Source organism: Cohnella rhizosphaerae, assembly GCF_029525575.1.
In the GTDB taxonomy this organism is placed as follows: domain Bacteria; phylum Bacillota; class Bacilli; order Paenibacillales; family Paenibacillaceae; genus Cohnella; species Cohnella rhizosphaerae.
Map to the genome: position 1 here is coordinate 2,074,672 of NZ_JAPDIA010000008.1, position 19,105 is coordinate 2,093,776.

16 protein-coding genes, 1 other RNA gene and 3 pseudogenes are annotated in these 19,105 nt (G+C 57.1%); 6 read left to right on the forward strand and 14 right to left on the reverse strand.

Translation table 11 applies throughout. From position 1 onward, the window contains the following. Positions 1-2: 2 nt before the first annotated feature. From OMP40_RS33290 to OMP40_RS33300, 3 genes and pseudogenes are all read right to left on the reverse strand, one after another. Positions 3-845 (reverse strand): putative nucleotidyltransferase substrate binding domain-containing protein, encoded by an 843-nt coding sequence (locus OMP40_RS33290; RefSeq protein WP_277537702.1) that lies wholly within the window; start codon positions 843-845, stop codon positions 3-5. 25 nt (positions 846-870) lie between these two features. After that, a pseudogene (locus tag OMP40_RS33295) lies at positions 871-1,071 on the reverse strand (DUF294 nucleotidyltransferase-like domain-containing protein); the annotation flags it as partial. 76 nt (positions 1,072-1,147) lie between these two features. Continuing rightward, entirely contained in the window at positions 1,148-2,527 is a 1,380-nt protein-coding gene (locus OMP40_RS33300; protein WP_277537704.1) for an ammonium transporter, read from the reverse strand. A 410-nt stretch (positions 2,528-2,937) separates the two neighbouring features. On the opposite strand from OMP40_RS33300, the gene OMP40_RS33305 reads away from it, so the two are divergent. Both OMP40_RS33305 and OMP40_RS33310 read left to right on the forward strand, forming a co-directional pair. Then, on the forward strand, positions 2,938-3,396 hold the full coding sequence (locus OMP40_RS33305) for a MerR family transcriptional regulator (RefSeq protein ID WP_277537706.1): 459 nt from the start codon (positions 2,938-2,940) through the stop codon (positions 3,394-3,396). Positions 3,397-3,448: 52 nt separating this feature from the next. Then, positions 3,449-4,129, forward strand: coding sequence for a zinc metallopeptidase (locus OMP40_RS33310; RefSeq protein ID WP_217593885.1), 681 nt, complete (start codon positions 3,449-3,451; stop codon positions 4,127-4,129). 91 nt (positions 4,130-4,220) lie between these two features. Here OMP40_RS33310 and OMP40_RS33315 read toward each other — a convergent pair. Together OMP40_RS33315 and OMP40_RS33320 are read right to left on the reverse strand one after the other, a co-directional pair. Further along, a pseudogene (locus tag OMP40_RS33315) lies at positions 4,221-5,125 on the reverse strand (LysR family transcriptional regulator). Positions 5,126-5,148: 23 nt separating this feature from the next. Then, positions 5,149-5,751 (reverse strand): rhomboid family intramembrane serine protease, encoded by a 603-nt coding sequence (locus tag OMP40_RS33320; RefSeq protein ID WP_277537708.1) that lies wholly within the window; start codon positions 5,749-5,751, stop codon positions 5,149-5,151. A gap of 106 nt (positions 5,752-5,857) precedes the next feature. On the opposite strand from OMP40_RS33320, the gene tpx reads away from it, so the two are divergent. After that, positions 5,858-6,376 carry a thiol peroxidase gene (gene tpx, locus OMP40_RS33325; protein WP_277537710.1) on the forward strand — a complete coding sequence of 173 codons (519 nt, stop codon included), beginning with the start codon at positions 5,858-5,860 and terminating at the stop codon, positions 6,374-6,376. A 94-nt stretch (positions 6,377-6,470) separates the two neighbouring features. Here tpx and OMP40_RS33330 read toward each other — a convergent pair whose 3' ends face one another. The 4 genes from OMP40_RS33330 to OMP40_RS33345 form a co-directional block, all read right to left on the reverse strand. Next, complete coding sequence (locus OMP40_RS33330) at positions 6,471-6,854, reverse strand: DUF1499 domain-containing protein (protein WP_090115646.1); 384 nt, start codon at positions 6,852-6,854, stop codon at positions 6,471-6,473. Positions 6,855-6,932: 78 nt separating this feature from the next. Beyond that, a non-coding RNA gene (gene ssrS, locus OMP40_RS33335) (6S RNA) lies at positions 6,933-7,116 on the reverse strand. A gap of 85 nt (positions 7,117-7,201) precedes the next feature. Continuing rightward, entirely contained in the window at positions 7,202-7,996 is a 795-nt protein-coding gene (locus OMP40_RS33340) for a YesL family protein (protein ID WP_277537713.1), read from the reverse strand. A 46-nt stretch (positions 7,997-8,042) separates the two neighbouring features. Then, on the reverse strand, positions 8,043-9,671 hold the full coding sequence (locus tag OMP40_RS33345; protein WP_277537715.1) for a DEAD/DEAH box helicase: 1,629 nt from the start codon (positions 9,669-9,671) through the stop codon (positions 8,043-8,045). Positions 9,672-10,192: 521 nt separating this feature from the next. On the opposite strand from OMP40_RS33345, the gene OMP40_RS33350 reads away from it, so the two are divergent. Then, positions 10,193-11,419: a putative glycoside hydrolase gene (locus tag OMP40_RS33350; RefSeq protein WP_277537717.1), complete on the forward strand. Its 1,227-nt coding sequence runs from the start codon at positions 10,193-10,195 to the stop codon at positions 11,417-11,419. 96 nt (positions 11,420-11,515) lie between these two features. On the opposite strand, the gene pfkA is transcribed toward OMP40_RS33350, so the two are convergent. The 3 genes and pseudogenes from pfkA to OMP40_RS33365 all read right to left on the reverse strand — a co-directional run bounded on the left by pfkA (position 11,516) and on the right by OMP40_RS33365 (position 13,858). Next, on the reverse strand, positions 11,516-12,430 hold the full coding sequence (gene pfkA / locus OMP40_RS33355) for a 6-phosphofructokinase (protein ID WP_277537719.1): 915 nt from the start codon (positions 12,428-12,430) through the stop codon (positions 11,516-11,518). A gap of 75 nt (positions 12,431-12,505) precedes the next feature. Next, positions 12,506-13,532, reverse strand: a pseudogene (locus tag OMP40_RS33360) (tetraprenyl-beta-curcumene synthase family protein). 83 nt (positions 13,533-13,615) lie between these two features. Continuing rightward, positions 13,616-13,858, reverse strand: coding sequence for a hypothetical protein (locus OMP40_RS33365; RefSeq protein WP_277537721.1), 243 nt, complete (start codon positions 13,856-13,858; stop codon positions 13,616-13,618). Positions 13,859-14,108: 250 nt separating this feature from the next. Between OMP40_RS33365 and OMP40_RS33370 the strand changes: the two genes are divergently transcribed. Further along, the gene (locus tag OMP40_RS33370; protein WP_420872070.1) at positions 14,109-15,449 is read left to right on the forward strand and encodes a multi antimicrobial extrusion protein MatE; all 1,341 of its coding nucleotides are present in this window, start codon (positions 14,109-14,111) and stop codon (positions 15,447-15,449) included. Further along, on the forward strand, positions 15,446-16,606 hold the full coding sequence (locus OMP40_RS33375; protein ID WP_277537726.1) for an MFS transporter: 1,161 nt from the start codon (positions 15,446-15,448) through the stop codon (positions 16,604-16,606). The genes OMP40_RS33370 and OMP40_RS33375 overlap by 4 nt, the downstream gene beginning before the upstream one ends. A gap of 99 nt (positions 16,607-16,705) precedes the next feature. Here the strand turns inward: OMP40_RS33375 and OMP40_RS33380 are convergent, their stop codons facing one another. After that, on the reverse strand, positions 16,706-17,506 hold the full coding sequence (locus tag OMP40_RS33380; RefSeq protein ID WP_277537728.1) for an Rpn family recombination-promoting nuclease/putative transposase: 801 nt from the start codon (positions 17,504-17,506) through the stop codon (positions 16,706-16,708). A 251-nt stretch (positions 17,507-17,757) separates the two neighbouring features. Further along, entirely contained in the window at positions 17,758-19,098 is a 1,341-nt protein-coding gene (locus OMP40_RS33385; RefSeq protein ID WP_277537730.1) for a hemolysin family protein, read from the reverse strand. Between the last annotated feature and the right edge of the window lie 7 nt (positions 19,099-19,105).

The following is a 19,105-nucleotide window of genomic DNA, read 5'->3' on the forward strand; positions in this document are numbered from 1 at the left end:
GTTCACCTCCCGCCGAAGCGGCGTTGCATCTCCTTCTCCAATTGGCGCTGCAGCCGTCTGCTGATCCGCAGCGCTTTCTTGAGCGGAGCTTTATCTTCTTTGTTCAATGCGGCCGATCTAAGCTTGCCGCTGCCTGACCATTGTCCGCCGTCGTCCCGATCGGAAGCGAGCAGCCGAAGGCGCAGGAACACCTCGAACGCCCATGCAGCTTCATGTGCCGTCTCTTCGTTTAGCGTGCCGATTTCCTTCAGCGCCTGGATGCGGCCGAGCGTGCTCGTCGCCGAAATATCGGCGCGCATCGCGAGCAAGCGGAAAATATTGACCATCGGGATGTATGCGCCGTATTTGACGTCAAGACTACCGGCATCTTCCCCGTAATTTTCTACGAATAGCTGGCCGAATACGCCGATCAGCACCTTATGCCGAAGCGTATTTTCGAGCATCCGCCTGGCGATATCTGCATGCGACATCAAATCGCCGACGTATCGGCTTTTCCATCTGCGGCCAAGCTCGGGGTCGCCGGCAAGCTGCCGCGCATCCGCAAGAATGAGCAAGTAGCGAACGTTCTCCCAGCTGGGCTCCGCGAACCAACGGTCGACTTTCTCTTCCCAAGCCGAGATCGGAAGGCACCATTCGGGGTTCGATACGATCACGTTGCCTTCGCACGGCGGATAACCGATCTCGAACAGCGAAGCGACGATTCTGGCGCCTAGCGCGCCGAAGTAGGCCTCGGCAAGCTCGGCTTCTTCGGGATCGGCGCAATCGCCGTAGACCAGCCCGCTGTCCTGGTCGCTGGCAAGCGTCTGCTCTCCCCCTTCCGCCGCTGCCGAACAAAAAATAGGCATACGGCACGGGCGGGGTGACGAGCCCCATCCGTGCCGTATCCTGCTCCGCCAGCGCCAGTACCCGGCGGATCAAAGCGTCGTGCAGCTCGTTCAGCGCTTTAACGATCGGGACGACGGGAGACGCTTCGTGCAGGAGCGCGCTGACGCGCTCCTGCACCTGCTCCCGGATCGTCCGCAATTGATGAAGCGTGCCCGCGCCGTTAATTTCAAGCAACCGCTGTACCACGTCTATCTGGGACAATGCGGTCCTACCTCCTGTCGGGACGCCGTTGCTAATATTGATGAACTGCCATGAACGCCGATTAAAGCGAAGTCGTGTTCGTACCTGCGCGCTTCAGCGCTTCCGGATAACCGTACGTGCCATGCTCGCTGAGATCGAGACCGATGATCTCTTGCTCTTCGGTTACGCGGAGACCGCTCACTTGCTTGATGACCCACAGGACGATAAACGATGCAGCGAACGCGAAGGCGCCGCATACGACGACGGAAAGGAACTGCACCCACAGCTGTTCGCCGCCGCCGCCGTAGAACAAGCCTGCTTTGCCGACGCCGACTTGGTCGACGAGCTTTTGCGTGGCGAACAGGCCGTTGGCCAGCGTGCCCCAAACGCCTGCCGCGCCATGCACGGACATCGCGGAGATCGGGTCGTCGACGCGAATCTTTTCGAAGAACTGCGCACTGAGGAAAACGAGGACGCCCGCGATCAGACCGATGACGACCGCCGCCCAAGGTTCAACGAAAGCGCAAGACGCGGTGATGGCGACCAGACCGGCCAACGCACCGTTCAACATCGTCGGAATGTCTGCCTTGCCCTTTACCAGCCAGGAGATCAGCAGCGCCGATACCGCGCCGCCGGCAGCGCCGAGCTGTGTCGTGAAGGCGACGTAGCCGAAGAATCCTTCGCCGACGGAGACCGCGCTTCCTGCGTTGAAGCCGAACCAGCCGACCCACAGCAGCAATACGGACAGGGACGTAAATACTTGGTTATGACCGAGAATTTCATTCGCAGAGCCGTCCTTGTTGAACTTGCCGATCCGCGGCTTGAGCAGGATGGTCGCCGCGAACGCGGCCATCGCGCCGGTCAAGTGGACGACGGTGGAACCTGCATAGTCCTGCGCGCCGTCTGCGGCCAACCAGCCGCCGCCCCAGATCCAGTGGGCGATGATCGGGTAGATGACTGCGGTGAAAATAATCGTGAAGATGAGGTAAACGGACAGCTTGGCGCGCTCCGCGAAGCCGCCCCATGCGATCGAGAGCGATACGGCCGCGAACGCCAGCTGGAATACGAAGAAGATGGTACTTGGGTACGAATCGCCTTCGCCAGCCAGAATCGAAGGATCGAAGAAGAAATTGCCGATACCCATGAACTTGTTGAGTCCCTCGCTCGCATCGCCGCCGAACGCGATGCCGTAGCCTACCGCCCAGTATACCAGAGAAGCGAGACCGACCGTAAAGATCGTTTTGCCTGCCACGTGGCCGGCGTTTTTCATGCGGGTAGAGCCGGTCTCCAGCAGGATGAACCCGCCTTGCATGAGTAAAACGAGAATTGCGGCGACCAGAATCCACAGGGCGTTAAGTCCCATATTCAGCGTCGCCGCAGACGGATCACCGTCCGCCGCGAACGCCATCGTTGGGAACAACAGCAGCAATGCGCCAAGACCGAGCAAACTTTTCTTCAACAATACGACCACTCCCCGACATGTAATGTTTCATAACATTTTAAGAAAGCCTTAATGTCATTATAGTTAGAAGATCCCGATTTGACAATAAGAAAATCAGATAAAAGTTCGGACTTTCCTTAAAATATCTGACATAATCTCTAAATTAGAAGCTGAATGTTCAGGAATATACGTAATTTACGCTTCATATGCCAACGACGGCTTATGAATTACCTGACATGAGCGCTTTTGTTAACACTTCATAAAAAAGCATCCTATTCTAAAGCCAATGTCACTATTTCTATCAATAGGACTCCGTTTCATCCGGCCCACATAAATGCCTACATAAATTCGTCACAAGCATAACGTTTGACTGTATGGTTTGGGATTGGGTATGATAAACGCATATCGATCTCAAGGAAGGGGATAAGCTCATGCGACACGGAGCCGCGGAACCGCCTCGCCAGTTGTACCGGATCGGAGAACTGTCCCGATTGTCCGGCGTCAGTCCGCGAACCATCGACTATTACACCGGATTGGGCCTTCTTTCCGCCGCCAAGCGCTCGGACGGCAATTATCGCCTATATAATGATGAAACGCTCGATCGAATCAAACGTATTGAACAATTGAAGGCTCAAAAGTATTCCCTTGAAGAAATCAAGGAGATGTTCACGGCTTTAAACCGCGTTTCGCCGAGCGAGCAGGTCAACCGCAAGATCGCCGACCTGTCCACTCACCTCTCCCTGCTGGAACGGGAAGTGAAGGAGCTCGAACCGGTGCTGGAGCAGTTGAAGCCCGGTCAGGCCAAGCGTCTCTTCAAGACGATCACGCCCCAGACCGCCGCGGTCATCGAAGCGCTTCTTCTTCTTCTGAACAAGGGAAATTTTATGTAGCCTCGCGTTTCGTACGATTCAATAAGAATATACGCCACGGAGGTCGTTGCATATGAACGCGAATTGGATGTACGTGTTGATCATTCCCGCATTCCTTCTTTCTCTTTGGGCGCAGTTCCGCGTCAAAGGAACATTTAACAAGTGGGCCGAGGTCCGCACGTCCACCGGACTTACCGGCTACGAAGCGGCTCGCCGGATGCTCGACCGCAACGGTCTGCACGATGTACCGATTGAGCCTGTACAAGGCACGCTGTCGGACCACTACGATCCCGTGCATCGGGTCGTGAGGCTCTCCGAGCCCGTTTATTACGAAAGCTCCATCGCCGCCGTGTCCGTCGCGTGCCACGAGGTCGGCCATGCGATTCAGCATCAGCAGCATTATCCGGCGCTCGTCCTGCGCCACCGAATGTTCCCGCTCGTCCGTTTCGCCTCCGGCCTTGCGCCGTTCCTGTTCATCGCCGGCATTATCTTTTCCGCGACGAACCTGATCGGACTCGGCGTCATTTTCTTCTCCGCGGCAGTCGCTTTTCAACTGGTGACGCTGCCCGTCGAGTTCAACGCAAGCAACCGGGCGCGCCAAGTGATGGTCGCCGAAGGCTTCATCGCCAGAGACGAAGAACGCGGCGTAGGCAAAGTATTGAACGCGGCGGCGCTCACTTACGTGGCCGCAGCGCTCATGTCGCTCCTCGAGCTGATTCGCCTGGTTCTGATCTATACAAGCAGTCGCGACTGATAGCTTGATGACAGCTCATCGACACGGACATCTCAATGACTACGAAAAAAGAGGACCGGCCAGCGCCGGTCCTCTTTTTTATTTCCAAATTTCACATCGGCTTGTAATGATCGCTGAAATAATCGACCAGAAAAGCATGGAACAGCTTCACAACAGCCTGCGGCTTCTCGCCAGAGCGCCTGATCAGGCCGATCGTCCGCGTGACGCGCGGCTCACGAATCTTCACGACCGCCGGCATCATCGTTCCGGTCTGGTAAAGGGCCATTTCAGGAAGCAAACTCACGCCCATGCCCGCAGCAACCAATCCGCGAATCGTATCGGTCTCTTCGCCTTCGAAGCCGATCGTCGGCACGAAGCCGGCGAGACGACAAGCGTCCCATACGAGCGGGCGCAAAGAATATCCGTTGCTGAACAAGACAAACGTATCGTCCTTCAACTCGGCCAGATGAATCGACGCCTCTCCGGCCAGCGGATGACTTTGGGGCAGGATCGCATATAAATCTTCCGTCAGAATGACCTCTCCCGTCACCTGTTCATGCCGCTCGGGAAACGGCGATATAAAAGCCAGGTCGATCTCCCCCCCTCCACGACGTCGCGGATCAGGGATGGATACATGCCCTGCCGGAACCTGAACTTGACGCCGGGATGCAGCTTACGGAAGCAGGCGATCACCTGCGGTATGAGCTGCGTGCCCAGACTGTGCGGGAAGCCCAATCTGATTTCTCCGAGCTCGGGATCCATGAACTCGTGAATCTCGTTCACGGCGCGATCCAGGTCCTGCAGCACGCTCGTCACGCGTTTGAGGAAAAGCTGTCCTACCGGAGTCAGCTGCACGTTGCGTCCCCGCTGCATAAACAGCCGCACGCCCAGCTCCTCTTCCAACCGGTGAATCTGACGGCTCACCGCCGATTGAGCCACGTGCAGCTCTTCCGACGCCTTCGTCACGTGCTGCAGACGCGCGACCTGGACAAAGTATTGCAATTGCCTAAGCTCCACGATTAGAGCCCCTTCCCTTTGCCTTATCGATTCAAAAAGCGGCTGCCCATCAAACCGTACAAAACGAATCCCGCCAGCAGCCCGCCTATATGAGCCAAGTAGCCGATGCCCGGAATGATAAAGGACATGACGAGCCCGATGACAAGAATGCCGATAATCGTCGATCTGGAACCCTGATCAAGCGCGTACCGCTGGAATATGGCGATAAAGAAGTATGCCCCGTACAAGGCGTAAATCGAAGTCGAAGCCCCTACGGCGATCCATTCCGGCCCCGAGAAAGCGGCTGCGAACACATTGCCGAGCACGCCGGAAATCAAGTAAAAAAACGCATATTTAGAATGCCCGAACAAACGCTCCAACGGAGCCGCAAATACGAATATCGCAAACAGGTTCATCGCCAGATGCGCAAGTCCGGCATGCAGGAAAAGCGCGGTCACGAATCGCCAATTCTGATCGTATCCCGGCAAGCTGGTCAATGCGCCGTATTTGAGCAGCGTATCGCTTCGCGTCGGATCGCCGTTAAACAGCATGACGACGAACATGATCAGATTGACAGCGATGATCGCCGAATTGACCGGATATAGGCGCAAGTATTGCTTAAAGCTTTCGTATCGGACAAAAATCAAAAAGCATCGCTCCTTCGTCTGGCCGCCGCTCCTCATTGGACAACGGCAATTCCGACATTTATAATGGGTTACGTCAAGTCCATTCGCCGAAGGAGGCCTACTTTCCATGACGCAAGAACGGAATCAAGCAGCAACGTTCAAAGGCAACCCCATTACGCTGGTCGGTCCCGAGCTTCAAGCCGGCGATCAGGCGCCTGACTTTCAACTGAGCAAGAGCCTCGTCGAGACCGTATCGCTCAAAGATTATGCAGGTAAAATCAAGTTGATCAGCGTCGTCCCTTCGATCGATACGGGCGTATGCGACGCCCAGACGAGAAGGTTTAACGAAGAAGCAGCCAAGCTCGGCGAACAAGTCCAGGTGCTCACCGTCAGCGCCGACCTCCCCTTCGCCCAAGCTCGCTGGTGCGGCGCCGCCGGCATCGACCGCGTCGTTCTGCTGTCGGATTACAAGGACAACAGCTTTGGCAAAGCCTACGGCGTCCTCATCAAGGAATTCGCCCTCGACATGCGTTCGATCTTCGTGCTGGACGCCAGCGACAAGATCGTCTATGTCGAAGTGCTGAAGGAAATGACCGAGCATCCGGACTACGACGCTGCCGTAGCTGCAGTTCGCGCACTGCTCTAATACCGAAGCATGCTGTACGGCGCACAGAAGCGAGGCAAGGCCCAAGCCTGTACCTCGCTTCTTTGAATTGCGCATTCATCTATATTTGCAAACCTCAATTTTTGTAATTGGATAGCTTCTTGTCCAGAACCCCGTAGATCTCCTGGATCACGCGGTAATTGGCGCCGAGATCGCCGAGCGAACCTCGGGAAGCGGAGTAAATGTCCACGGCGGAGTTCCCTGGACCCGTACCAACGATCTGGATGGTGATGTCCATCGTGCGGCCGGCCATCGTTTTCTTTTCAAGCACGAGTTCCCCGATGTTGGGCACTTCGTGAAGCACCTTATAGCCCTGCATTTTCTTCAGGACGGAAGCGACTTCCTCGAACGCCCTGTCCTTCGACAATCGGTAGTAATGGGATTTCAGCTTCGGATCCTTCGCCTTGTCGCCAGTGTGTTCTTGGCTGCGTATCAATCCGACGAGTACTCTCTTCAGCAAATTCCACTCTCTCCCTCCGGGTGACCTGCGCTAAAGCTAATCATACCATGCCCGTCCCGGGGATTAAAGCCAAATAACGGAAAACCCGCCTTTGCCGTCCGACGCGCTTGTTTCTGAACCCGCTCTCGCAGGTGGGTGCCCGCAGCGCTGCATGCTGACTACCCCTTTCGGGGGCGTGTCATCCGCAGGGCGATATAGAGCTCCCTGAGGAAACAGCATTGGTTCAAAACATGTGTCGCCGTAACGTGCAAGGCAGGATTGATACCCATTATATACAGGCTGCCGAGAAAAGTAAACTTCGGCGCGACTGTTGGGATCATTAACCAACGGGCGCCATCGTGCCGGAGCTAAACCTTGGGCATGTCCTCGTCACGGGTAGGCGACTCCTCGATCGGAAGCGGATCCTCTTCTTTGTTCGCCATCGCCTGCATCTTCTGAATGGTCAAATAGAAGTTGTAAAAGGCGAACACGGCGATGAGGCTACCCATGAAGAACGGAATCAAAAACGTGTATCTGAAGCTGATGAATACGATGACCGCACTGCCCACCGCAGTGGACAGCGACCTTAACGGCTTGCCGATCGTCAGAACGACGGCGTTTTTAAGCAGTTGGATCGTCTTCATGTGGAAATGCGAAAGCAGCGAGAAAAACTGGAACAACGAAACGAGAAGCAGCACCATCAGCGCGAGGAACAGGATCGAAAGCACGCCGAGGTTCTCGAACTTTTTCAAATACACCTGATAGTCGACGATCAGGATGACGAACAGCAGCGAATACAGCAAACCGCCCAGCATGGCCTGCAAGTAGTTCTGTTTGTAGCTGCGGAAAAAGGTCTTCAATAACGGGACGTCCGTGTCCCCCATCACCCACTTGCGGGCGACCGAAAACATGGCGGAGGTCGACGGAAACCACGTGAAGGGCATCAGTACCGCCATCGGAATGAGCATGGTGACCAGCTCGTCCGTTGTAGACGCTCTCAAGACGCCGAAAACGAGGAAAAACCATACCGGCAGCGAGGTCAACACCCATAGCACATTCGTAACGGACAGGCGCATGATCCATTCGGAAATTTTGTAAAACCCGCCCATCATGCCGCGCATTTCCACGAGAAACGCCTCCCTGATATACAGCAAGGTGCGCATGCGGATCGCACCGCCCGCGCACCTTGCCCTTCAAATTAATAGGGTGTTAGATATTAACGAAATCCTCGCTCCGGCTGCCGCGGGAATCTTCCCGACGACTGCCGCCTTGACGGCCGCCGTCGCGGTAGCTGTCCTCGCGGCGGGAATCGCCGCTGTAAGGCTTGCGGTTGCCATATCCGCCGCCGCTGCCGCTTCGGCCGCTGCCGCCCTGGCCGCTATAGCCGCCGCTGCCGCCATAGCCGCCGCTGCTGCGTCCGCCTTGACCGCCGCTGCCGTAGCCGCTGCGGCGCTGGCCGCCGTAGCCGCCGCCGCTGCCGCCGCGATCGCCGAACTTGCGCTTCTTCGAACGGATCGGGTCTTCCGGCGTGAGCTCTACGGCTACGTCGTTCTTGTCGCCGGCCAGCAGCTTGATGGCCGCGGACAGCAGTTCGACGGAGTCATGACGCTCAAGCAATTCGGTCGCGATGCCCTTGAAGGAATCGAGATCAGCGTCCTCCGCGCTCACGGCTTCGATAAGCCGGTCGGCGATGACGCGCTGCTTGCCTTCGACCGCCTCGGCGACGGTAGGCAGCGCCTTCTTGGCGATGCGGAAGCGCGTGACGCGCTCGATGAAGTGCAGGTGTTCCATCTCGCGATACGTAACGAACGACCAGGAAGTGCCTTCCTTGCCGGCACGGCCGGTACGGCCGATACGGTGCGTGTAGCTCTCCGGATCCTGCGGCAGGTCGAAGTTAATGACGTGCGTGACGCCGGAAACGTCGAGCCCGCGCGCCGCGACATCCGTCGCAACCAGAACGGCGATGCTGCCGTCGCGGAACTTGCGCATGACCGCGTCGCGCTGGTTCTGCGACAGGTCGCCGTGCAGGCCGTCGGCGGCATAGCCGCGCTTCATCAGCGCTTCGGAAAGCTCGGCAACGCGGCGCTTGGTGCGTCCGAATACGATCGCGAGCTCCGGCGGCTCCATGTCGAGCAGGCGGCACAGCGCGTCGAACTTCATGCGCTCTTGTACTTCGACATAGAATTGTTGGATGGAGCTGGCCGTCGTAGACGTCTTCGGAATAACCGAGATATGTTCGGGCGTGCGAAGGAACTGCTGAGCCAGCCGTTGAATGTTGGCAGGCATCGTGGCGGAGAAGAGCAGCGTCTGGCGCTCGGCCGGCACGAGGCTAAGAATCGATTGAATATCTTCCATGAAGCCCATGTCGAGCATTTCGTCGGCTTCGTCAAGTACGACGGTCTGAACGTCCTCCAGCTTGATCGTCTTGCGGTTGATATGGTCAAGCAAACGGCCCGGCGTGCCGATAATAATCTGGGGTTTGCGTCTCAGGCCGCGAATCTGGCGTCCGATATCTTGACCGCCGTAGATCGCGAGGGAGCGAAGTCCCTTGAAACGGCCGAGCTTTTCGATCTCTTCGGCCACCTGAATGGCAAGCTCGCGCGTCGGCGTCATGACGAGCGTCACGATGCGGTCTTCGGAAGCCTGAATCTTGCTGACCAGCGGAATGCCGAAGGCGGCCGTCTTGCCCGTCCCCGTCTGCGCCTGGCCGATCATGTCGCGGCCGCTGAGGGCAACCGGGATCGCCTGGCTCTGAATCGGCGTAGCGTCTTCGTATCCGAGCTGGGAAATTGCTTGCAGGACATCACTTTCCAAACCAAAATCCGTAAATTTACTCAAATTAGTTTCATACTCCTTCTGTTATGGGGCCATCAACTAACGGTGCCGGTCCATCAACTAACGGCTCTGCCAAAAAAAATATACAGATCATTATAACACAAAACGGCCTTCAAACTCCAGCGATCGGCCTGAATGACCGAGCTTTCCGGCAGGCCGTCCGTATGCAAACGCTGCAATCGCTCCAACCATCGTCCCAAGGAATCGTAAAAAAACGGGAACGAAGTCTTTATTTTAACGCAAAATCCCGATCTCAAGCAGGAAGGCGACGTGGCAAAAATAGCCGCCGGCCCCGCGGCTATACGAAGCGCGACGGAAGCATACCCTTAGATCATACCACTATATGCACGCGATGGCGAACCGTTGACACATTTGTCCATGCCCGATATTCGTCAAGCCTCGGATCTAGTTCCCGGGTCCTCTCGGCCTTCCGGTAATATTCTACAAAATACCTCTGTATCCACTGTTTGAACTCGTTTATAATCGGGTTACAGTTTGGGAAGAGCGAGCGGGGAGAGAACGAAATGAATGTATTATTGACACTGCTGCTGGCTCTGCAGTCGGCATGGGGACCAGCGCAGCACAGCGCGAAAACCGGAAATGTTTTAGGCAACGTATTGCAAATGGCATGGAGCAACCTGGAAAAGTCGCAAACAAGCGGAGGCGCGGTCGCCTCGGGAACGCCCAAGCCGACTCCGACGCCGGCGGGCGGCGCTTCAGGCGGCGATGGGACCGTTCAACCGCACAAAGATCCTCAGCCCGATGCCCCGAAGGTAAAGGGCGTCTACGTCACCGCCTACAGCGCCGGCGGAGAACGGCTCTCGACGCTGCTCGGCTTGCTCGACAAGACGGCGCTCAACGCCATGGTCATCGATATCAAGGACGATCTCGGCTACATTACTTACAAGACCGACAACCCCGAGTTGCAGAAGCTGGGCACGCCGATGCGGTTTATCAAGGATATCGCCGCTCTGATGGAGACTCTTAAGAAACACGAGGTGTATCCGATCGCCCGGATCGTCGTCTTCAAGGACTCGGTGCTGGCCAAGAAGCATCCCGAGCTGTCGTTCGTCACGGCGAACGGTACGGTCTGGCAAAACGGAAAAAAAGACAGCTTCGTGAATCCGTACCGCAAAGAGGTCTGGGACTACAACGTCGCCGTCGCGAAGGAAGCCGCCAAGCTCGGATTCAAGGAGATTCAGTTCGACTACGTGCGGTTCCCCGAAGGCTTCGAGAAAAAGGCGGACGGCCTCAAATTCACGAAAAACGACGAATCCCGCACGGACGTCGTATCCGGCTTCGTCAAGTACGCCAAGGAACAGCTGGAACCGCTGGGCGTTCGCGTATCGGTCGACATTTTCGGTTACGCCGCCTCCGTGCCGGCAGCCGAAGGCATCGGTCAAGACTTCGTCAAGATCTCGTCCAACGTCGACGTCATCAGCCCGATGATCTACCCGAGCCACTACAGTACCGGCTGGTTCAAGCAGAAGGATCCGGACAAAGCGCCCTACGCCACGATCAAAGGCGCGATGGTCGATACGAACAAAAAACTTGCGCCTCTTGCGGAAACCCAGCCGGTCATTCGGCCCTGGATCCAGGACTTCACGGCCAGCTGGCTCGGCAGCGGGCATTACATCAAGTACGGCGCGACGGAGGTAGAGGCTCAGATCAAGGCGCTGCATGACAGCGGCGTCGACGAATACCTGCTTTGGAACGCAACCAACCGTTATACGCCAGGCGTGCAATATTAGCGATATCGCATCGAGCGCTTACCGCCATCCTAGATTCGATGAACGCAAAGACCCTCTCGGACATAAATGCCGAGAGGGTCTTTTTCGCGCGCTCGCTTATTGCGCGAGACGGATGGCCAAATTGTAGAGGTCCATGTCGAACGATTTTTTGGTCGAAACGACGGTATCGATATCGGTCGTCACGAGCTGCCCCTTAACGATGCCGCATGCCTTCGCGGAATCTCCGGCTTCAAGCCGCTCGACGGCAAAGTCGCCGAGCCGGCTCGCCAGAATCCGGTCGTTGTGCGTCGGCGAACCGCCGCGCTGGATATGCCCGAGCACCGTCACGCGAGGCTCGATGCCGCTGTGCTCGGTAATCTGGCGGGCGATCTCGTCGCCCCCGCACACGCCCTCGGCGACGATGACGATACTGTGGCGCTTGCCGTTCTGGAAGTTCTCCCGCATGCGCTGGGAGATCTCGCGAATATCGAACGATACTTCCGGCACGAGAATCGACTCGGCGCCGCTAGCAAGGCCGGCGTAGAGCGCGATGTCGCCGCAGTGACGGCCCATGACCTCGACGACAGACGAGCGCTCGTGCGAGGTCATCGTGTCGCGCAGCTTGTTGATCGCGTCGACCACGATGCTGGTCGCGGTGTCGAAGCCGATCGTGAAGTCCGTGAACGGAATGTCGTTGTCGATCGTGCCGGGCAACCCCATCGTCTTGATGCCCAGCTTGCTTAGCTTGTTGGCGCCTTGGTAAGAGCCGTCGCCGCCGATGACGACCAAGCCGTCGATGCCGTGCTTGCGCAGCACGTCGGCGCCGCGCTGCTGGCCTTCGGGCGTCAGAAATTCCTTGCAGCGCGCGGTCTGCAGAATCGTGCCGCCGCGCTGGATGATGTCGCCGACGCTCCGCAAGTCCATCTGACGCAGATCCTCGTTCAAAAGTCCCTGGTAACCGCGTTGAACGCCGTATACCTCAAGCCCACGGAACAGCGCGCTGCGGACGACGGCCCGAACGGCCGCGTTCATCCCTTGAGAATCTCCACCGCTCGTCAGTACTGCGATTTTTTTGAACTGCTCCCATCGTCTTCTTCCCCTTTGCTGTTACATCGCTTTGCGTATGAGATGGCTGTTGAGCCAGAAAAACAACCGTGTCCAAGGACTGCCCTTCATCAATTGCTTCGCCGTCTGCCGAACGCGGCGCTGTCCCTTGACTTTCGGATCGGACAGGTACAGCGCGACGAGACCTTCGACGATCATCCGGTGAAAGCTCGACGCCGGCAGCCGGTCCGCCGAAGCGCGCGCGCTTCTGACCATGCGCAGCAAGCCGTTCGTTCAATTGCGCCTGATCGTCGTAGTAGCTGCAAAAATTAAGATCGCCGCCCTGCTCGTCCTCGGCCTGGTCGATGAGATAATCGAGCAAGATATGAAGGCCGTTGATCGAGGGAAAATAACACTCCGCGATCTCGCGGCCCATGCCGGGCGTCCGCTCGTCTTCGCTCGCCGCGAGGAACAACATGAACATCCCGAGCGTGGAGCCGGTAGCCGCCGCGAACTCGTTCCAGAGGAGCCCCGGATGGCGTTTCTCATGATCCGCCCACCACGATAGCAGCGCTTCTTCCCGCCGGTCGTGCGCGATATGCTTGTACACTTGCAAATCCCCGTACAAGGAGACAAGCTCTCTTACCTGCGCCTGAACGGAGTCGTACGCCGGCAGCGACGCCGCGCATGCCTGGCAGCGCTCGACGAGCGCGGCCAGATACCCCCCGTCGTCCTGTTCCCGGCGCAGCGCGTAATAATTGCGAATCGGCGCCCCGGGCGTCACGGCGTCCAGCATGCTCTCGTGAAGCAGCCTGAAGTCCTCGGGGTCGAGCGAAGTGCTCCTGTCGCATAAATTGTCCAAGTAATCGCTGATCGTCTGCAGCGCGACGATAAGAGGGATGAGCACGTCCCTCTTGCCAAGATTCGCCGCTGCGTATACGGCTCCGCCCTGGCAATGAAACTTCTTGGAGGCGATGCTGGCCAATGCCTGCCTGCGCAGCTCGGGATCGGGTATGGCGTTCGCCCGGTCCTTCCATCCGTCCAACGCGATTTTCACTTCGGGCAAAATATACCTGTAAACGCGGACCATCAGCGAGATCGGGCCGCGCGGAGACGTCCGCGCCAGCCATCGTTCATCCCTCACGCGGTACCTCCATGCATCCTCGCGGTCCGTTAACCGTGCCGCTCGATGTATTCTTCTTCAAGATCCTGCTGCGTGCGATACCAAATCTGCAAGTCGTGAATCGCGCTTGCTGCTTCGGCGATCTCTTCGTTAAGCGAACAGCAGCGTACGAAGTCCTCTTCCTCGAACAATCCGTCCAGCAGGCGCCGAATCTCGGCTTCGCGCGCCGTGATCGCGTCGGGTATTCGCCCCCGGATCAGCTTCCCATCGCTCGACGACGCCTGCCCGTTCAAGGGCGTTCATCTCTTCCCACGGCACGCTAAAGCGCGGCAGCGGGATCCCGAGCCGGCTGTCCGCCGCGAACTGGGCTTTTAACCATGTCTCGTAAGCCGACACTTGAATCACCACATCCAGCCTGCCTTGCATCCTTTAATAATTTATCATTTCGGATGGGGTAAATCCAGTGAAAAAGTGTTGAAAACGGCCCGCTGGCTCTTCAACACTGCTATAATATCCGAGTAGCTTGAATGGGAGATGACCGCTTTGCCTGAACATCCTGACCGCGTATCGCTGCGAACGCTCTTTTTATTTTTCATACCGCTCGGCGTTTCCGCCGTATTGATCAATCTGTCGCATGTCATTATCAACGGCACGCTGGCGCGCGCCGACGATCCCGAGCTCGTCATCGCCGGCTACGCGACGGCCATGAGCCTCCTGACGGTCAGCGAACGGCCGGCCATCCTGTTCCGCGAGACCTGCTCCGCTCTCGTGCGGGACCGCGTATCGTATCAAGCGATTCTTAAAGTCGCTTTTATCGTCTTCGGCGCATCGCTCGCCTTCGGCGCGACGATCGGCTACACGCCCGTCGGCACGCTCGTGTTCGCGGGCGCCTACGGCGCGGAGCGCGACGTCGCGGACGCGGCGGTAGGCGTCTACCACGTCCTGATGTTCCTCAGCATCTTCTCGGGCATTCGCTGCCTTTATCAAGGGATCATCATTTATAAAATGAAAACGCGCTGGCTGACCATCGGCATGGTATTCCGTCTCGGCGGCATGTTCCTGATGGCGCAATACATCCAGCATATCGGCGTGACAAGCTCGATGCAAGGCGCGGTCATCTTCGTGTTCGGCATGATGATCGAAGCGTTCGTCAGTTGGCTTGAAGGCAGGAACCTCGCGCGCAAGCTGCCGTCGCGATCGCCGGATTGCGAGGTGCAGAGCCCCAGGCAAATCTTGCGTTTTTACAATCCGCTCCTCTTTTCCTCGTTCATCGTCGTGTGGGTGCCCCCCATCCTGAACGCTTTGCTGGGCAATACGGATCGCGGCACGCTGTCGATCTCTTCGTTCGCCGTGGCGGGCAGCCTGACCAACCTGTGTCTCGGCTTCTTTACCTATTTCCACCAGATCGCGCTCCAGTTTTATCGAACCGACCCGGGGCAGGTCCGGCGATTCGTGCTGCTCATCGGCTTTATCCCGGCCATGCTGCTGTCCGCATTCGCGTTCACGCCGGCCGGCGATTGGATGCTGGCGCATCTCCTCGGCGTCGAAGGCCGGCTGCTCGACGAGAGCATGATCGCGCTGCGCGGCTTCATTCCGTTCGTGCTGATCTTCCCATGGCTCGACACGCTGAACGGCATCATCTTGTCCAAAGGCCAGACGAAGCTGATGTTCGGTTCGCAGACGGGGAATGCAGTCGTGACGACGGCGCTCATCGTCGCGCTCACGATAACGTTGCCCGGTCGGACGGGCATTCTCGGCGCGCTCGCCCAGTCGGGCGGCATGATCGCCGAGCTCGGCTTGCTCTATTGGTTGTTCAAACGCGCGACGAGAACCGAAAATTTAGATACGCTAGCGGCTATGCCGGGAGAGGATACAGCCAGATGAACCGACCGAAATTTTTTTCTTCTCAAATCGGCGTTCTGCGAAGCCTTCATTTTGTCAACTACGCCACGCAGACGCTGATCGCGACGTTTTTCCCCCTATACTTTTACGATCTCGGATTTACGAAGCTGCAGATCGGCGCCGTCTATTCGGTCGGGCCGATGATGTCCATTTTCGCCAATCTGCTGGCCGGCATCGTCAGCGATAAGACCCAGGGCCTTCGCCGCGTGCTGAACCTGATCTTTATCGGCCAGATCGTCGCGCTCGCCCTGCTGCTGGCGCAAAAAGAGTTCGTGCACATCTCGCTGCTCATGGCGCTCATGTACCTCTTCCAGACGCCGGTCAACGCGATGATGGACAGCATGTCTCTGCTGGCCGCGAGTACGATGAACCGCAGCTTCGCCTCGATCCGCATGTTCGGATCGCTCGGCTTTGCGGTGTGCTCCCTTGCCTTTGGGTATTTGCTGAAGCAAACCGGCTCCGACTGGACGCTTTGGCTCGCCCTCGGCACCGTATGCGGTTCGCTGCTCATTTCGCTCGGCCTTGCGGATTTCCAGTCCAAAGTCGGCAAATTTCGATTCGGCGGCTTGGTCGACATCGTCAAGCGTCGCGATACCTTGATCTTTTTCATGCTCGTCGCGTTCGTATCGATCGCTCACCGGATGAACGAAGGCTTCCTCGGCGTGGCGATGCGAGATCTGGGCGCGAGCGACGACCTGATCGGGTACGCCTGGCTCGCTTCTGCCGCCAGCGAGATTCCCGTCTTCTTCTTGCTCGCCCGCTACGGCAACCGCTTCAAGGAACTGCCGCTGCTCGCGATCGCGAGTCTGCTGTACGCGGTCAGGCTTGCGCTCATCAGCGTCATTCACGTGCCGGCTGGCTTTATCGCCGTGCAGGCGATGCACAGCGTGACCTTCGGCATCTACTACATCACGGCGCTGCGGTACATGCAGTCGATCGTCAGCGATGCCTACCGTTCGTCCGGACAAGCGCTGTTCAGCGTCGTGTGGACGGGATTTGCCGGCCTGATCGCGGGCACGGTCGGAGGCGCGCTATTCGACGCGTACGGACTCGCCACCGTGTTCCAAACAGGCGCCGTCTCCGCCCTGATCGCGGCAGCGGGCTTTATGTTCGTGCATTGGCGGAGACCGGAAGCATAGGCGTATAAAGCTCGTGGGCGTGAAGAATAATTAAACAGAGGTACGAAAATAGCCGCCCTCCGATAGAGGGGCGGCTTCTTCCACCATTTCCTCGACGCTTTAATCGTCGCCGTTAAGACGCTCTACCTCTGCCAGCGGCAAATCGAGCAAGCTCGCGACGGATTCCGGCGTCATTCCTTTGCTTAGTAGCTTGCACACGACCTCCCGGCGTTCCTCCAGCTTCCATCTTTCTTTTCCTTGCTCGATGCCTTGCTCGATGCCTTGTTCGATGCCTTCTTCAAACCCCCAACGCTTCCAGGCCGGCATAAGCTCCATAATAAACTCCTCCTCTCCGGGGACGGCATGTATTAATTCAAGCAAGATCTCTTCATCCTCTTTGGGTTGCGGTTCGTAATACAAGTCGGCTACGGACATGATCAACGCCAAGCGGGCCGGGTCCAATTTATCTTTAAGCTTTAACAGCATGCGCAAATAAGCAAACCGAAGCGCTCGCTTCTCTTTCCGATTATATCCCATTTTAGCGAGCAGCGCAGCGGCGACGGGATTTTCAGAGTCCGCAAAATCTCTCCAATTTTTCCTTTTGAGCTCGACTTTCAAAAACTTAAACTGCAACACATCTTCGTCGTAACCGGGCAGCGGCATGAAAAGACGATCGGACTCCATTCGTCTCGCGTCCGCCGTAAATACAGCGATGGGTATTATACGTTTGTGCGTTTTCCGATAACGTTCGTAAAGGCGGCTAAAGTAAATAAACATTCGCTCCGCGAATCGATCGTCCCGATAAGATTGAGGCTCAAAATGAATCAGAACGTAAAATGCCTCATTTAAAAGCTGCGCTTCAAGAAGCAAGTCGAGCGTACGGGCATCCTGTCCAACGATGTCGACCAGCTGTTCTTGCATTAAGAGCTTTGCTTTCGAATAATCGATTTTTTTGATGAACCTCCGGGAAAAACAAGGCTATAAATTCTTCGAAAAACGTCTGCAGCAGTTTTTTTAAACGCTTCGTCGTGCGGCGTCACCGAAACGCTCCGCGATTGTTCCGCCATTGTGAACCCTTCCCCTTTCTGAACGCCGAATTCACGCGAAAAAGCCGCCCGCACCCGCATGGGTGCGAACGGCGCATGCTTTGCGACCGGCTTTATTTATTCCCCTTAACCCGAAGCCTGCAGCGGCGAATGGCCTTCGTAGGCCTCCGGACGAATGATCGAGATTCGCGACACCCGAAGGTTGTCGATCTCCGTCACGACGAAGCGGTAGCCGGACTCGATCTCGACCGTCTGATATTTGCGCGGAGGGATCTCGATACGGGAGTACATCCATCCGCCGATCGTATCGTAGTCGTCCGACGGAATATCGAGGCCGAACTCCGAGTTGATCTCGTCGATCAGGACGAGACCGCTCACCGAATACGTGTACTCGTCGATCCGCTCCATCTCTGGCCGTTCCTCGTCGAATTCGTCCTGAATCTCGCCGACAAGCTCCTCCATGATATCCTCAAGCGTGACGAGACCTGACGTACCGCCATATTCGTCGATAAGAATCGCGATCTGGGTTTTGCGCTTTTGCATCATCTTGAGCAGCGTGCTGATCGGCATGCTCTCCGGCACCGTCGTCATCGGACGGACCAGCTCGCGGATATCGTGCACGGCGTTGTCGGGCAGCTTAAGGAGGTCCTTAATGTGAATAAAACCGATAATATCGTCTTTGTCGTCGTCGCATAGCGGATAGCGGGTATGCATTTCCTTAAGCGCGGTAGCTTTGTTCACTTCGAACGGATGGTTCGCGTACAAGCATACCATCTCCGTGCGGGGTATCATGATCTCCCGTGCGTTCGTATCCGCAAAGTCGAAAATATTGTCCATCAGCGCAAGCTCGGTCTTGTCGATGATGCCGCTCTCGTGACTTTCCTTCATGAGGATGCGGATCTCTTCTTCCGTATGGGCGGACGAAGATTCGGACGCCGGCGCGATGCCGAACAGGCGAAGCAGACCACCCGCCATGCCGTTGAGCAGCCAGATGAACGGATTCATGATACGCGCGAAAAAGATGAGCGGGGCTGCGGTCCAAAGCGTAATTTTCTCCGCCTGGCGGATCGCCAGCGTCTTGGGCGCAAGCTCGCCGAGCACGATATGAAGCACGGTAATCAGCGTAAACGCGATGACGAAGGAAATCGGATGGATCCAGGATTCGGGCAGTCCTACCGTTCCGAATAGCGGCTCGATCACGTCGGCGATCGCCGGTTCGCCGATCCAGCCGAGACCGAGAGAGGCCAAGGTGATGCCGAGCTGGCACGCGGACAGATAAGCGTCCAAATGTGAGGTCAAATGCGAAGCGAAGCGTGCGCGGGTGTTCCCCTCTTGCACGAGCGTATCGATGCGGGAGCCGCGGACCTTGACCATCGCGAACTCGGCCGCGACGAAAAAGCCGTTCAAGAACACCAAAACGAGGATTAAGATTAAATTCACCGCAACCGGAAAAGGGTCACCGTCCAAATTGTCC